This is a genomic window from Longivirga aurantiaca, assembly GCF_042660085.1.
GTDB lineage: Bacteria > Actinomycetota > Actinomycetes > S36-B12 > CAIYMF01 > Longivirga > Longivirga aurantiaca.
Map to the genome: position 1 here is coordinate 1,379,926 of NZ_JBHSTI010000008.1, position 12,833 is coordinate 1,392,758.

13 protein-coding genes are annotated in these 12,833 nt (G+C 71.7%); 6 read left to right on the forward strand and 7 right to left on the reverse strand.

Annotated elements, in window-relative coordinates; all coding sequences use genetic code 11:
* Positions 1–18: 18 nt before the first annotated feature.
* Complete coding sequence (locus ACFQGU_RS10365; protein WP_386766364.1) at positions 19–792, forward strand: MOSC domain-containing protein; 774 nt, start codon at positions 19–21, stop codon at positions 790–792.
* Positions 793–864: 72 nt separating this feature from the next.
* Here the strand turns inward: ACFQGU_RS10365 and msrB are convergent, their stop codons facing one another.
* A complete protein-coding gene (gene msrB, locus ACFQGU_RS10370; protein ID WP_386768229.1) occupies positions 865–1,293 on the reverse strand; it encodes a peptide-methionine (R)-S-oxide reductase MsrB in 429 nt (142 codons plus the stop codon).
* Positions 1,294–1,409: 116 nt separating this feature from the next.
* Between msrB and ACFQGU_RS10375 the strand changes: the two genes are divergently transcribed.
* A complete protein-coding gene (locus tag ACFQGU_RS10375) occupies positions 1,410–2,462 on the forward strand; it encodes a DNA polymerase domain-containing protein (RefSeq protein WP_386766366.1) in 1,053 nt (350 codons plus the stop codon).
* A 382-nt stretch (positions 2,463–2,844) separates the two neighbouring features.
* The gene (locus ACFQGU_RS10380; protein WP_386766368.1) at positions 2,845–3,240 is read left to right on the forward strand and encodes a tyrosine-type recombinase/integrase; all 396 of its coding nucleotides are present in this window, start codon (positions 2,845–2,847) and stop codon (positions 3,238–3,240) included.
* 48 nt (positions 3,241–3,288) lie between these two features.
* Here the strand turns inward: ACFQGU_RS10380 and ACFQGU_RS10385 are convergent, their stop codons facing one another.
* The 3 genes from ACFQGU_RS10385 to ACFQGU_RS10395 form a co-directional block, all read right to left on the reverse strand.
* Positions 3,289–3,681, reverse strand: a complete 393-nt coding sequence (locus ACFQGU_RS10385; RefSeq protein ID WP_386766370.1) for a hypothetical protein — start codon at positions 3,679–3,681, stop codon at positions 3,289–3,291.
* Between the two features lie 67 nt (positions 3,682–3,748).
* A complete protein-coding gene (locus ACFQGU_RS10390) occupies positions 3,749–4,459 on the reverse strand; it encodes a hypothetical protein (RefSeq protein ID WP_386766372.1) in 711 nt (236 codons plus the stop codon).
* A 396-nt stretch (positions 4,460–4,855) separates the two neighbouring features.
* Positions 4,856–5,416, reverse strand: a complete 561-nt coding sequence (locus tag ACFQGU_RS10395) for a hypothetical protein (protein WP_386766374.1) — start codon at positions 5,414–5,416, stop codon at positions 4,856–4,858.
* Positions 5,417–5,781: 365 nt separating this feature from the next.
* On the opposite strand from ACFQGU_RS10395, the gene ACFQGU_RS10400 reads away from it, so the two are divergent.
* The 3 genes from ACFQGU_RS10400 to ACFQGU_RS10410 all read left to right on the forward strand — a co-directional run bounded on the left by ACFQGU_RS10400 (position 5,782) and on the right by ACFQGU_RS10410 (position 10,525).
* On the forward strand, positions 5,782–9,675 hold the full coding sequence (locus tag ACFQGU_RS10400; RefSeq protein WP_386766377.1) for a COG1361 S-layer family protein: 3,894 nt from the start codon (positions 5,782–5,784) through the stop codon (positions 9,673–9,675).
* Positions 9,676–9,739: 64 nt separating this feature from the next.
* On the forward strand, positions 9,740–9,874 hold the full coding sequence (locus ACFQGU_RS10405; protein ID WP_386766379.1) for a hypothetical protein: 135 nt from the start codon (positions 9,740–9,742) through the stop codon (positions 9,872–9,874).
* Positions 9,875–9,904: 30 nt separating this feature from the next.
* Positions 9,905–10,525 carry a GNAT family N-acetyltransferase gene (locus ACFQGU_RS10410; RefSeq protein WP_386766381.1) on the forward strand — a complete coding sequence of 207 codons (621 nt, stop codon included), beginning with the start codon at positions 9,905–9,907 and terminating at the stop codon, positions 10,523–10,525.
* Positions 10,526–10,645: 120 nt separating this feature from the next.
* On the opposite strand, the gene ACFQGU_RS10415 is transcribed toward ACFQGU_RS10410, so the two are convergent.
* The 3 genes from ACFQGU_RS10415 to ACFQGU_RS10425 are packed head-to-tail and all read right to left on the reverse strand — an operon-like array spanning position 10,646 to position 12,829.
* Complete coding sequence (locus ACFQGU_RS10415; RefSeq protein ID WP_386766383.1) at positions 10,646–11,743, reverse strand: ATP-dependent DNA ligase; 1,098 nt, start codon at positions 11,741–11,743, stop codon at positions 10,646–10,648.
* A gap of 19 nt (positions 11,744–11,762) precedes the next feature.
* Positions 11,763–12,524: a dihydrofolate reductase family protein gene (locus tag ACFQGU_RS10420; RefSeq protein ID WP_386768231.1), complete on the reverse strand. Its 762-nt coding sequence runs from the start codon at positions 12,522–12,524 to the stop codon at positions 11,763–11,765.
* A gap of 53 nt (positions 12,525–12,577) precedes the next feature.
* Positions 12,578–12,829 carry a GlsB/YeaQ/YmgE family stress response membrane protein gene (locus ACFQGU_RS10425; RefSeq protein ID WP_386766385.1) on the reverse strand — a complete coding sequence of 84 codons (252 nt, stop codon included), beginning with the start codon at positions 12,827–12,829 and terminating at the stop codon, positions 12,578–12,580.
* Between the last annotated feature and the right edge of the window lie 4 nt (positions 12,830–12,833).

A 12,833-nucleotide genomic window follows, 5' to 3' on the forward strand; every position in this document is an offset into this window, starting at 1 on the left:
GGGTGAGAGGGTCGACCCATGACTGCAGCCACTGTCGCCCGGATCTCCATCGCACCGGTGAAGAGCCTGGGGCTCGTGCACCCGGACTCGGTCGAGCTCACGGCGTACGGAGTCGAGGGCGACCGCGTGTTCGCGGTGATCGACGCCGACGGCAAGCTGGCCAACGGCACGAAGCACGGGCCGCTGGTCCGCGTGCGCACGGCGTACGACGGCACCCGGCTCACGCTGACGCTGCCGGACGGCACCGAGGTGAGCGACGACGTACGCCTCGGCGAGGCGCTGACACCGGTGTTCTACGGCGAGGGTCGCGCGGCCCGACTGGTCGGGGGACCGTTCGCCGAGGCGTTGAGCACCGTCGACGGGTCGCCGCTGCGGCTCGTGCGGATGGACGACGGCGAAGGCATCGACCGGCCGGGCGACGGCACGGTGTCGCTGTTGTCGACCGCGGCCCTCACCGCCATGGCCGACCAGGCAGGGGAGGTCGAGCCCGTCGACGGCCGCCGCTTCCGGATGACGTTCCTGCTCGACGGCGTGCCCGCGCACCAGGAGGACGCCTGGCTCGGGGGCGAGGTGCGCATCGGTGCAGCGGTGGTCCGGGTGGCCGGCAACATCGGGCGCTGCTCGATCACGCAGCAGGACCCGGACACCGGCCTCAAGAGCTTCGATACGTTGAAGCTCATCCACGCCGCACGCGGCGCGATGCCGACGACCGAGCCGCTGCCCTTCGGCGTCCACGCCGAGGTCGTGACGCCGGGCCTGGTCTCGGTCGGCGACGTGGTCGAGCCGGTCTGACGACCGGCCTCACGCACCGAGGTGCCAGAAACCCATTGCGGTCCCTGGCACTTCCGTGGGTGAGGCGTACGGCTACTCGGCGGGGGCGAGCTTGATGCTGACCGAGTTGATGCAGTAGCGCTGGTCGGTGGGGGTGCCGTAGCCCTCGCCCTCGAACACGTGGCCCAGGTGGCTGCCGCAGCTGGCGCAGCGCACCTCGACGCGCTTCATGCCCATCGTGCGGTCCTCGAGCAGGATCACGGACTCGCCCGCGAGCGGCGACCAGAACGACGGCCAGCCGCAGTGCGAGTCGAACTTCGTGTCGCTGGTGAACAGCACGGCGTCGCACGCGCGGCAGGTATAGGTGCCGGCGGTCTTGGTGTCGGTGTACTCGCCCGTGAACGCGCGCTCGGTGCCCGCCTCGCGGAGCACGTGGTACTCCGTCGGCGACAGCACCGCCTTCCAGTCGTCCTCGGACTTCACGATGTCGAAGGGCGTGCCGTCGGGCTTCACGGTGGGCATGGGTCCTGTGCTCATGGCACCGAACGTACGTCGCCACAGGGTGCCGAGCCAGCCGGAAGCCATGACAGAACGCTTACACGTCCCCACTGAACCCGCAGCCCGGCTAGCGTCCCTCCATGGGCAAGGAGTTCGGGGAGCCGATCGAGATCGAGGTCGACGGGCACCTGGTGAAGGTGAGCAACCCCGAGCGGCCGTACTTCCCGACCGTGGGGATCACCAAGCGCGAGGTGGTGCAGCACTACCTCGACTGCGGCGAGGGGATCCTGCGCGCACTGCGCGAGCGCCCCACGACCCTCGAGCGCTGGCCCGGGGGAGTCGTGGAGGGCGCGCGGATCTCCACGCGCGAGGGCTTCAAGGGCGAGGCGTTCTACCAGAAGCGCGTTCCGCAGGGCGCGCCGTCGTACGTCGAGACAGCGCGCATCACGTTCCCGTCGGGACGCACCGCCGACGAGATCGCTCCGACCTCGCTCGCCGTGATCGCCTACGCCGCCAACCTCGGCACCATCACGTTCCACCCGTGGCCGGTGCGCATGCGGGACGTCGAGCACCCGGACGAGCTGCGGCTCGACCTCGACCCGCAGCCGGGCAGCGACTTCTCCGACGCCGTCGCCGTCGCGCACGAGCTGAAGGCCCTGCTCGAGGAGCTCGGCATGGTGGGCTGGCCGAAGACCAGCGGCGGCCGGGGGATCCACGTGTACGTGCGGATCGAGCCCCGGTGGGAGTTCACCGACGTACGGCACGCCGCGATCGCGGTCGGCCGCGAGCTCGAGCGACGTATGCCAGGGCGCGTGACCACCAAGTGGTGGAAGGAGGAGCGGCCCGACGGCACGATCTTCCTCGACTACAATCAGAACGCCCGCGACCGCACGATCGCCTCGGCCTACTCGATCCGCTCCAAGCCGCATGCCCCGGTGTCGATGCCGATCCGATGGGACGAGCTCGACGACGTGTCCCCGTCCGACTTCACGGTGCGCACCGCCGGCGCACGCTTCGCCGAGGTGGGCGACCTGCACGCGGGCATCGACGGCACGTCGTACGACATCACCCCGCTGCTCGAGTCGTACGCCCGCGACGAGGCCGACGGATTCCCCGACCTGCCCTACCCGCCGGACTACCCGAAGATGCCTGGGGAGCCCAAGCGCGTCCAGCCGAGCCGAGAACGCTCCTGACCTGCGCCGATCGCATGTGTCGGGAGTAGCTCAACGCTTACTCACCAGACGACCTAGGTGCGTGACCGACTCATCGCGCGAGCGCCTCGACGACCTGCTGGTGTGCTTCCGCCGCGAGCTGCGGGCCTGGCGGACAAGGGCCGTGAGCCGGTCCTCGAGGAGTTCCCCTAGGGCGCCATCGCCGCGCACCCGGGGGAGATGCTCGACGCCGAGCCGCCCCTGAGCGCGTCCACCGTTGCCATGCACGACCGCGGCCTCGCGTGGTTCCGCCGGTGGCTGGTCGCCGAGGACTCCCTGAGCGCCCACCGATGATCGGTTCGGAGAAGCCCAAGCCCCAGGAGAAGCCCGTCCCGGTCCTGACCGACGCCGACCTCGAGCGGCTGTGCAGGCCACATCCGGCACCCGGTTCGAGGACCGCCGCGATCACGCCATGATCAGCCTGCTGCTCGACGGCGGCCTGCGTATCTCCGAGCCCGCCAACCTCCAGGTCGTGGACGTGGACCTCGACGTGTTCGACGCTGTCCCGGTCACCGGAAAGGGCGGCAAGGCCCGCGCCGTGCAGTTCGATGCCAAGGCAGGCAAGGCCCTGGAGCGGTACCTGCGCGAGCGTCGCAGCAACAAGGCCGCCGGCACAACCGAAGCCCTCTGGCTCGGCCAGCGGGGCGCCCTGAGCTTCTGGGGCGTGGAGGAGCGGCTCAAGGTGCGCGCCGCGCAGGCCGGCGTCGAGAACCTGCGCGCACACCGCTTCCGGCACACGGTCGCCGCCGACGTCCTCTAGCGCGGAACGAGCGACGGCCCGACGGCATGGAGCGGCCCCCGGCAGCGCCTACACGAAGCCCGAATACGGGAACGGGGGCTCGTCGGGATCTCTCTTCCAGAACCCCTTCCAAGCCCGCAGGAAGCGGCGCGGGTTGAGGACCAACAGCGGCACCCACGCGACGCTAGTGACGACGAAAGTCGTCACGGCCGCCAACACACAAACGAGGGCGACGGTGCAGAGCCAAGGGGCTCCATCGTTCTGATATGGCCAGTCCGCCCATGGCGTCAGGATGAGGATGGCGACCAAGGACAGCGGCCATACGCCGAGGATCGTCCCCAAGACTCTGGTGTCGCGATCCCGTGGGGGCCTATCGGCTGCTGGTGAGTCGGTCGCCTTGCTCTGCTCCTCGCTCAGCCGATCCAGGCTCTCCTGGATCGATTCATTCTCTGGAATCGCCACAGTGGCCGCCTCCCAGTCGTCGTCTGCCGTACCGCTACCCGCAAGAGCGGGAGTGGTGACACGCGGTCTACGAAGCATCACCATCGCTTCGCTCGCGCGTCGCGGGCACGCGGGGGCCGTAGTACTCGCGCCAGGCCTCGATGGTGTCCACGGCGTCTCGCGCCGTGTTGCAGCTCAGGGTGACGCACATGTTCTTGACCCGGGTGCCGCCGCCGGTCATGAGGATCTTCACCCCGTAGACCGTCCCGCCCTCGCCAACCGCCATGTCGGTGAACGCGCCGGCGACGTCTTGCCACGGGATGACGCGTTCCTCCCTCCAATACCACCTCCGGTAGTGGACGCCGTCAGCAGCGCAGAACAGGAACTGCCGGCGGAAGCCCATCTGCCAGCCGCCGAGCGGGGCGGACCGCGGGCCGAAGTCCTGGGCAGGTGGCCCCGGCACATAGCCGCGGACGGCACGCCGCCACCGCGGGAAGTCCACGATCATCCACGCCGCATGCACGAGGAACGTCGCGATCATGGCGGCACAACCCAGCACGAACACGCAGCCCAGCCAGTTGAAATCCTTGGGATGCGGCTCCACCACTGACGCGACGATGATGGCCAGGAATGCGGCGAGGAAGCCCAGGCAGAATCCGAGTGTCACCCGCCTCAGCCGCTTTGCATCGCGAACCGTTCGTGCGTGTGCAAGGCCCGCTTCCGTCGGGGCTCGTTCGCTCTGCGCTTCGGTCAGCCGATCCAGGCTCTCCTGGATCGACTCATTCTCGGGAATCGACACGATGATCGCCTCCCGCCTTCATCGGTTCGGGGTAGACGGATCCGCCTTGTAGACAAGCGTCCTCTGCCTGCCAGCCTGATGCTCGCCGATCGGCCCCGACAGGTCGCCGACCCCGCGATGCAGCGGCGAGTGCTAGTTCACAGACTGGGCGATCGGCAAGACGATGCTCGCCCGGCGGTGGTGCTGGCCGTGCTCCCGCCGAACTCACCGGGCCACCTGCTCGGTTTCGCTGCGGGTTCGTGCGGGCTGAGCGTGTCGGGACATCCCTCCCGCCTCTGACACCCCGAAGATGGCCGGCGAGCCCAAGCGCGTGCAGCCGAGCAAGGACAAGGACCGCCCGAAGCCCTGACCACGGCAGCCGAGCCCGAGCTCAGGCCGGGGCCTCGCACTCCGGCGTCACTCTGACGGGGCGTTCGCCACGGCGAGGTACTCCGTCACGAACTCGCGAGTCTTGTCCGCATCGTCGCCGAACATCGTGGACATGACGCCCTCGTGGATCCACATGAAGCCCAGCACGGACTTTCCCGCTACGGACTCGCCCATTCCCACCGAGACGAGCTCGCCCGAGATGGTCTCGAGGGCGGCGGGGGAGTCACTCGTCGGGTCTGTCAGGGACCCGCGCAGCATCTGCTCCTGCATGTCCGGGTCCGAGAGCACGGGGCCCAGCTGGGCCTGGAGCAGCCAGGCTGCCCCTCCTGCCCCCTCCACCCGGTGAGCCGACACGGCCGTGAACATCTGAGGCATCTCGTCCGCGGTGGCCAGGAAGTCCTTCACATGCGCGATCTCGAGGTCTGTGGCCGTCGGATCCTGATACGTGTAGCCGTCCACCTGCACCAGCGGTGGTTCGCCGGGAAGCGCGGTGTGGGCGGTGCGGGCGGGGGCCGCGTCCCCGCCGCATGCGGCGATGACCAGGGCCGCCCCGAGGCAGACCATGAGGGAACCGACACGTCGTGCCATGACGCACCTCCGGCGGGGCGACCGTGGCGCTGTGTCTCCAGAGGGAAGCCGTATCCGCACGGCTCGCTACCGCATCCAGGATCCCAGTCCGTGCGGGGCGAGGCAAAAGGTGGGTGCCGTCGTCGGAGGGCCGACCTGGGCACGCGCACGGACGCCACCGGCCCAGATCCTGACGCTGAGCGCCGGTCCGGTGACGCGTCGTCACGTCGCGCACCGACACGCCGGAACCGCCATTCAGGTCGCCGGATTCCGGTCGTCACGACCCTAGGCTCGCCGCACTCAGGAGGGTGGGCATGGTGTCGGGTCGAGCGCAGGTTGCCGTTCGACGGGGGTTCGGGAAGGTTCGGCGGGGGATCAGGAAGGCCGTGTCGGCGACGACGGCCGCGTTGGTGGCCGCGTCCGTCCTGGTGCTCGGGCTGGGCTCGCCGGCATCGGCGGCAGGCCTCTGCGCGACCCCGGGCGGCAGCGGCGCGGGCGGCACGCTCACGGGCGTGGTCAACAGCTACTACCCGGGGGTGGGTGCCGCGGCCGCGGGTGCGACGAGCATCAGCGTCGGCGCGCGCTCGGGAGCGGCCACGCCCATCGCGGCCGGCGACATGCTGCTGGTGATCCAGATGCAGGGCGCCTCGATCACCAGCACCAACACGGACGCGTACGGCGACGGCGTCGCCGGTGCACCGGCGTCCGGCTACACGGCGCTCGGCGGCAGCGGCTCGTACGAGTACGTGCGCGCGACCTCGGCCGTCTCGGCGGGGGCGGTAGGCATCGCGGGCCTCGGTGCCGGGGGCGGCCTCATCAACGCCTACGCCACGGCTGCGGCGACGGCGACCGCGGGCCAGAGGACGTTCCAGGTGGTGCGGGTGCCGCAGTTCACCACCGCCACGACGAGCTCCAGCCTCACCGCTGCCGCGTGGAACGGCTCCGTCGGCGGTGTCCTGGCGCTCGACACCGCGTCGACCCTGACCCTCAACGGGACGTCGCGCGTTGACGGCCTCGGCTTCCGCGGCGGAGTCGGGATCCAGCGCAGCGGCGGCGCGGGGGCCAACACCGACGTCGTGCGCTCGTCGTCGGCGGGCAACGGCGGAACCAAGGGCGAGGGCATCGCCGGCACCCCGAGCCAGACGACCGCGACGAACGGCTACCCGGGCGGCGACGTCGACCGCGGGGCCCCGGGCAACGGCGGTGGCGGCGGCACCGACGGCCGGCCTTCGGCCAACGACCAGAACACCGGTGGTGGAGGTGGCGGCAACGGCGGCGCCGGCGGTCTCGGCGGGAACGCCTGGTCGTCCGCGGTTGCCGCCGGCGGGTACGGCGGCGTCGCGCTCCCCGGGTCCTCGACCGTGGCGTTCCTCGGCGGCGGCGGCGGTGCGGGGACGGGCAACAACTTCACGGCGCCCAACTCCAACGGAGCAGCGGGCGGCGGCATCGTGCTGATCCGCGCGGGCGCCGTGGCCGGTGCCGGATCGATCACTGCGAACGGGGCGTCAGCAGGCAACAGCACGCCCAACGACGGCGGTGGCGGCGGCGGTGCCGGTGGCTCGATCGTCCTGACCTCGCCGTCGGGCTCCCTCGCGGGAGCGACACTGTCGGCCAACGGCGGTCGTGGCGGCGACGCGTGGCGCACGCAGGCCGGCGCTGCGAGCGCGCACGGCCCTGGTGGCGGCGGCGGAGGCGGCTGGATCCTCACGTCGTCCGCTCCGACGGCGTCGTCGGTCAGCGGCGGCGTCAACGGGCTCACGACGACCGGCAACCTCGCGTTCGGCTCCCTCCCGGGGGCGGCTGGCCAGACCGGGACAGTGGCGCCATCGTCCATCCCGGGCGTGAGCGGCGGCGCCGAGTGCGCCGACCTGTCGATCACCAAGTCCGGTGCGTCGTCGGCGGTGGCGGGCGACGACATCTCGTACACGCTGACCGTCGCGAACGCCGGCCCATCCGCAGCGGCTGCGGTGCAGGTGGTGGACTCGCTGCCGGCGGGCACCACCTTCGTGTCGTCGAGCGCACCCGCCGGGTGGACGTGCACGCCGGCCGGCGACGTCTCGGTGACCTGCGCCCGTGCGAGCCTCGCCTCCGGTGCGTCGGCGGTGATCACCGTCGTGGTGACGGGTCCCGCCGAGGCGGCGTCCCTGACCAACCTGGCCGAGGTCTCGAGCTCGACGCCGGATCCCGATCCGTCCGACAACACCGCCTCGGCCGATACCGCGGTGACGGCGTCCGCGGACCTCTCGGTCGCCAAGACCGGCCCCGCGACCGCCGTGGCCGGTATGCAGATCGCGTACAGCCTCACCGCCGCCAACGCCGGGCCCTCCACCGCCGTCGACGTCTCGGTCACCGACACGCTCCCGACGGGTACGACGCTCTCCTCCTACTCCGCCCCTCCGGGCTGGACCTGCTCGTCGCTCGGGGACGTGTCCGTCACGTGCACGCGGCCGACGCTCGCATCGGGCGGATCGGCCGTCATCACCGTCGTGGTCGACGGGCCGCTCGAGGCCGCGTCGCTCACCAACGGCGCCGAGGTGACCAGCACCACCCCCGACCTCGATCCGTCCGACAACACCGACTCCGTCGGCACGACGGTCACGGCGTCTGCCGACCTGGCCATCGTCAAGACGGGCCCGGCAACCGTCACGGCGGGCGGCACCGTGACGTACGGGCTCGCGGTGGCGAACAGCGGCCCGAGCACCGCCACCGCTGTCGAGGTCACCGACGCGCTCCCCGCCGGCGTCGTCCTCACCTCGGCCGACGGCCCGGGCTGGACCTGCACCGACAACGGCGACGGCACGGTCACCTGCACCATCCCGAGCCTCGCGAGCGGCGACAGCTCGACGATCACGGTCGTCGTCACGGCCCCGACCGAGGCCGCCACGCTCACCAACGACGCCGAGGTGTCGAGCACCACGCCGGATCCGGACCCGTCCGACAACACCTCGTCCGCCGACACCGACGTGACACCGTCGGCCGACCTCTCCGTGGTCAAGACCGGCCCGGCCACGGCCGTCGCCGGCGGCACCGTGTCCTACACCGTCACGGTCGCCAACGCCGGGCCGTCGACCGCGACCGATGTGGAGGTCGTCGACACGCTGCCCCCGGGTACGACGTTCGAGTCTGTCGCCGCGGGAGCGGCCTGGACGTGCACGAACGACGCCGACACGTCCGTCACGTGCACCGCACCGTCGCTGGCCCCTGGTGCGAGCGACGTCATCACCGTCGTCGTGAGCGCGCCCGCGGACCCCGCGACGCTTACCAACGACGTCACCGTCTCCAGCGCCACCGACGACCCGGACACGGGCGACAACAGCGACTCGGCGGGCACCGTCGTCACCGCGTCCGCCGACGTGTCGGTGGTCAAGGGCGGGCCCGCAGCCGTCGCCTCCGGTGGCACGGTGACGTACACGCTCGTTGTCGCGAACGCCGGCCCGAGCGCGGCGCAGGACGTCGTCCTCACCGACACGCTGCCCTCCGGCGTCACCTTCGTCTCCGCGGACGGCGACCTGTCGTGCACCAACGCGGGCGACGTCACGGTGACCTGCGGCCCGGCGACGCTGCCAGCGGGTGGCACGGCCACCGTCACCGTGGTGGTGACGGCGCCCGTCGGCGCGGCGACGCTCGTGAACGACGTCGAGGTGCAGACGTCCACCGACGACGCCGACCTCGGCAACAACAGCGCGAGCGCCACCACGGTCGTGGGCGCCTCCGCCGATCTGTCGCTCGTGAAGACCGGCCCGGCCGAGGTGGGCACCGGCGAGGCGCTCAGCTGGACCCTGCAGGTCGCGAACGCCGGTCCGGACTCCGCTGCCGATGTCGTCGTGGTCGACACGCTCCCCGCGGGCGTCACGTTCGTCTCCGCCTCCGGGGCCGGCTGGACGTGCAGCAACGACACCGACGTGAGCGTGACCTGCACGCGGCCCACGATCGCGAACGCCGAGACGGTGCCCTCGATCACCGTGACCGTGCAGGCGCCGCGTCAGGAGGGCGCCGTGGTCAACGAGGCCCGCGTCGGCTCGACGACGGCGGACCCGGCGCCCGGCAACAACGCGGACGACGCCGAGGTGGCCGTGGTCGCGGTGGAGGAGCCGGGCGGTGGTGGCGGCGGCGGATCCGGTGGCTCCGGTGGCTCCGGCGGCTCGGGAGGTACCGGTGGCAACGGCGGCAACGGCGGTCTCACCGACACGGGCGTGAACGTGCTCCTCGAGCTGTCCGTTGCGCTCGCGCTGCTCGCGGTGGGCGTGATGCTGGTCGCCGCCGCCCGTCGCCGCGCCTGACCGTCGCGCACGACGCGCGTCGGTGGAGGTTTGGGCGCACCGGGGTGTGGGCATCTCCGCGCCTATGAAGACGACGTACGTCGGTGCCGCCCTGCTCACGGCCCCTTTCATGGCGGTCGTGGCCACGGGCATCGCGGTCGGGGCGGCCACCGCGGTAGCCGCCGACGCGCTGGTCCTCGCCCGGCGCATCAAGCACTGACACCGGCGCGGCACGCACTAGCGTGACGGCATGACGACGGTGCGGGTAGGGACCATGGCCGACCTCGACGCGGTCGTCGAGACCGTGGCGCTGGCCTTCGTCGGCGACCCCGCGTGGGACTACATGTGCGGACCGGGCAACGACGTCGCCGCCCGCGCGTTCGCCACCCTGCTGTATGTCGGCCGTGCGCGCCGGGGCACCGTGTGGATCGCGGACGACGGTGCTGCGGTGTCGATGTGGGACCGCGTGGACGGCGTCCCCCTCACGGGCATGGACGACCTCTGGCACGACTTCGTGGCCGCGGCGGGCCGTGACGTGGTCGATCGCGTCGAGGCCTACGACGCCGCCATCAAGACGCTCAAGCCGTCGGCACCGTTCTGGTACCTCGGCGTGCTCGCGACGCACCCCGACCACCAGGGCCGCGGGCTCGCGACCGCCGTGCTGGCGCCGGGCCTGGCCAACGCCGATGCCGAGGGGTGGGACGCGTGGCTGGAGACGTCCAAGCCGGGCAACAAGGACTTCTACGCCGGGCGTGGCTTCACCGACGTGCATCCGGTCGAGATCCCGGACGGGCCGCCGACCTGGTGGATCAGGCGGCCCGCCCGAGTAGGCCTCGTGCCGCGCCCGGCACCTGTCCGGCCCACGGCGTGAGAGCGGCTAGGCTTCGCGCATGGTCACCATGCTCATCGTCACCTTCGTCGTGCTGGTCGTCGTCCTCGTCGTCGTGGGGATCCGCATGATGAAGGGCAAGAACATCCGCGGCTGACGCCCTCAGCGCGCAAGCACGTCGGCGAGGTCGTACCGCACGGGACGGTCGAGCTGCTCGTAGGTGCACGACTCCGGGGTCCGGTCGGGGCGCCAGCGCTTGAACTGCGTGGTGTGCCGGAACCGGTCGCCCTCCATCGCGTCGTACCCCACCTCCACCACGAGCTCGGGACGCAGCGGCCGCCAGTCGAGCTCCTTGCCCGAGCTCCAGCGCGAGACCGCGCCCGGGAGCCGCTGGCCCTCGTGCGCCGCGGCGTCGCGCCACGCCGCCCACGGGTGCACGTCGCCGTCGCCCAGCGCGTACGGCGCGAGCTCGTCGATCAGCTCGGCACGTCGAGCCATGGTGAAGGTGGCAGAGACCCCCACCGACTGCAACGAGCCGTCCTCGTCGAAGAGACCGAGCATCAGCGAGCCGACGATCTCCTGGCCCCCGGCGCCCGCCTGCTTGTGCGGCCGCCAGCCTGCGACGACGCAGTCGGCTGTGCGCGCGTGCTTCACCTTGAGCATCACGCGCTTGTCGGGCTGGTACGTCGAGGCGAGCGGCTTGCAGATGATGCCGTCGAGGCCGGCGCCCTCGAACACCTCGAACCAGCGCCGGCCCTCGTCGGCGTCCGCGCTGATGCGCGTGAGATGGACGCTGCCGCCGGCTCCTGCGAGCGCAGACTCGAGCGCCGCGCGGCGTACGCCGAAGGGCTCGCCCCTGAGGTCGTCGTCGCCGAACGCGAGCAGGTCGAAGGCCACGAACGACGCGGGCACCTCGCGCGCGAGCATCTGCACGCGGCTGTCGGCGGGATGGATGCGGGACTGCAGCGTGCCGAAGTCGAGCCGGTCGCCGGTCACCACGACGATCTCGCCGTCCACGACGCAGCGCTCGGGCAGGGCCGCGCGCAGCGCCTCGACCAGCTCGGGGAAGTAGCGCGTCATGGGCTTCTCGTTGCGGCTGCCGAGCTCTACCTCGTCGCCGTCCTTGAAGACGATGCAGCGGAAGCCGTCCCACTTGGGTTCGTAGACGAGCCCGCCGGCGACCGAGTCGGGCAGCGGCACGCCACCGGTGACCGGCTTGGCCAGCATCGGTCTCACGGGGGGCATCACGGGCAGGCGCATCGCCCCATCCTGCCCTCGATCAGCCGGACGTGTACCTGAAGAACAACGTGCCATGGTCATCGAGCACGTGCACGAGGGAGAGCGGGCGCGGGGCGTCGGGAAGCGGCGCCCCGGCGAGGATGCGCGGTATCTCCGGGCCGTCGGCGTAGGAGCCACCGGCGAGCACCGGCGACACGGTGAGCAGGAGCTCGTCCAGCAGGTCAGCGGCGGCGAGGTCGCCGAGGAGCGAGGGACCGCCCTCGGCGTGGATCCGGACGAGACCCCGCTCGTTCAACTGGTCGACTGCCGTGCGCAGGTCGACGGTGTCGTCGCCCGCGACGAGGACGTCGGCGACCTCGGAGACCCGGCGGCGCAGGTCGGGGTCGGACGACGCGCGGGTGATCACGACCGGTCGTGATCCCGGCGTGCTGAAGAGCTCGGACGACAGGTCGAGGTGGAGCGACCCGCTCACGACCGCGATGACCGGCGCGGGTGCCTGGCCGGCGTCACGACGTCGCTCGGCGAACGACGGCTTCTCCCGGGCGGGCCGGTAGCCCTCGGCGCGGACGGTTCCGGCACCGGCAAGGACGACGTCCGCGAGACCGCGGAGCCGTCCGAAGACCCGCTTGTCGGCCTCGCTGCTGATGGCGCCGGAGAGCCCCTCGGGCCCGCGGGCCGCGCCGTCGACCGTCGAGACCATGTTCGCCCGCAGCCACCGCTGGGGAGCCGGCCAGCCGGGCCAGGCGTAGGCGGCATCGAGGTCGGCGTCGGTCACGTCGTCGGCCGCGTGGGGCAGGAGCATGCGCACGCGTCGATCCTCGCACCCCCCGCGGACCACCGGGGGCGGCGGACGGGTCAGCTCTTCGGGCGCGCGAGGAACGTGAAGAGGGCGACGATCACGGCGGCGATGAAGACCTGCAGCACGAGGACTGCCCAGAAGCCCCAGCCCTGGGAGTTGCCGATCGCCGCGCCGATCGCCGCACCCACGAGGCCGATCAGCATCGTGAGCAGGCAGCCGGTGGGTTCGTTGTTCCGGATCACCAGGCGGGCCAGACCCCCGATGATGAGCCCGACGAAGATTCCGGAGATGATGCCGCTCGGTTCCATGGCG

Coding starts and splice junctions, on each gene's coding strand:
- ACFQGU_RS10365 (WP_386766364.1), top strand. CDS start 19: ATGACTGCAGCCACTGTCGCCCGGATCTCCATCGCACCGGTGAAGAGC.
- msrB (WP_386768229.1), bottom strand. CDS start 1,293: ATGCCCACCGTGAAGCCCGACGGCACGCCCTTCGACATCGTGAAGTCC.
- ACFQGU_RS10375 (WP_386766366.1), top strand. CDS start 1,410: ATGGGCAAGGAGTTCGGGGAGCCGATCGAGATCGAGGTCGACGGGCAC.
- ACFQGU_RS10395 (WP_386766374.1), bottom strand. CDS start 5,416: ATGGCACGACGTGTCGGTTCCCTCATGGTCTGCCTCGGGGCGGCCCTG.
- ACFQGU_RS10405 (WP_386766379.1), top strand. CDS start 9,740: ATGAAGACGACGTACGTCGGTGCCGCCCTGCTCACGGCCCCTTTCATG.
- ACFQGU_RS10410 (WP_386766381.1), top strand. CDS start 9,905: ATGACGACGGTGCGGGTAGGGACCATGGCCGACCTCGACGCGGTCGTC.
- ACFQGU_RS10415 (WP_386766383.1), bottom strand. CDS start 11,743: ATGCGCCTGCCCGTGATGCCCCCCGTGAGACCGATGCTGGCCAAGCCG.
- ACFQGU_RS10420 (WP_386768231.1), bottom strand. CDS start 12,524: ATGCTCCTGCCCCACGCGGCCGACGACGTGACCGACGCCGACCTCGAT.
- ACFQGU_RS10425 (WP_386766385.1), bottom strand. CDS start 12,829: ATGGAACCGAGCGGCATCATCTCCGGAATCTTCGTCGGGCTCATCATC.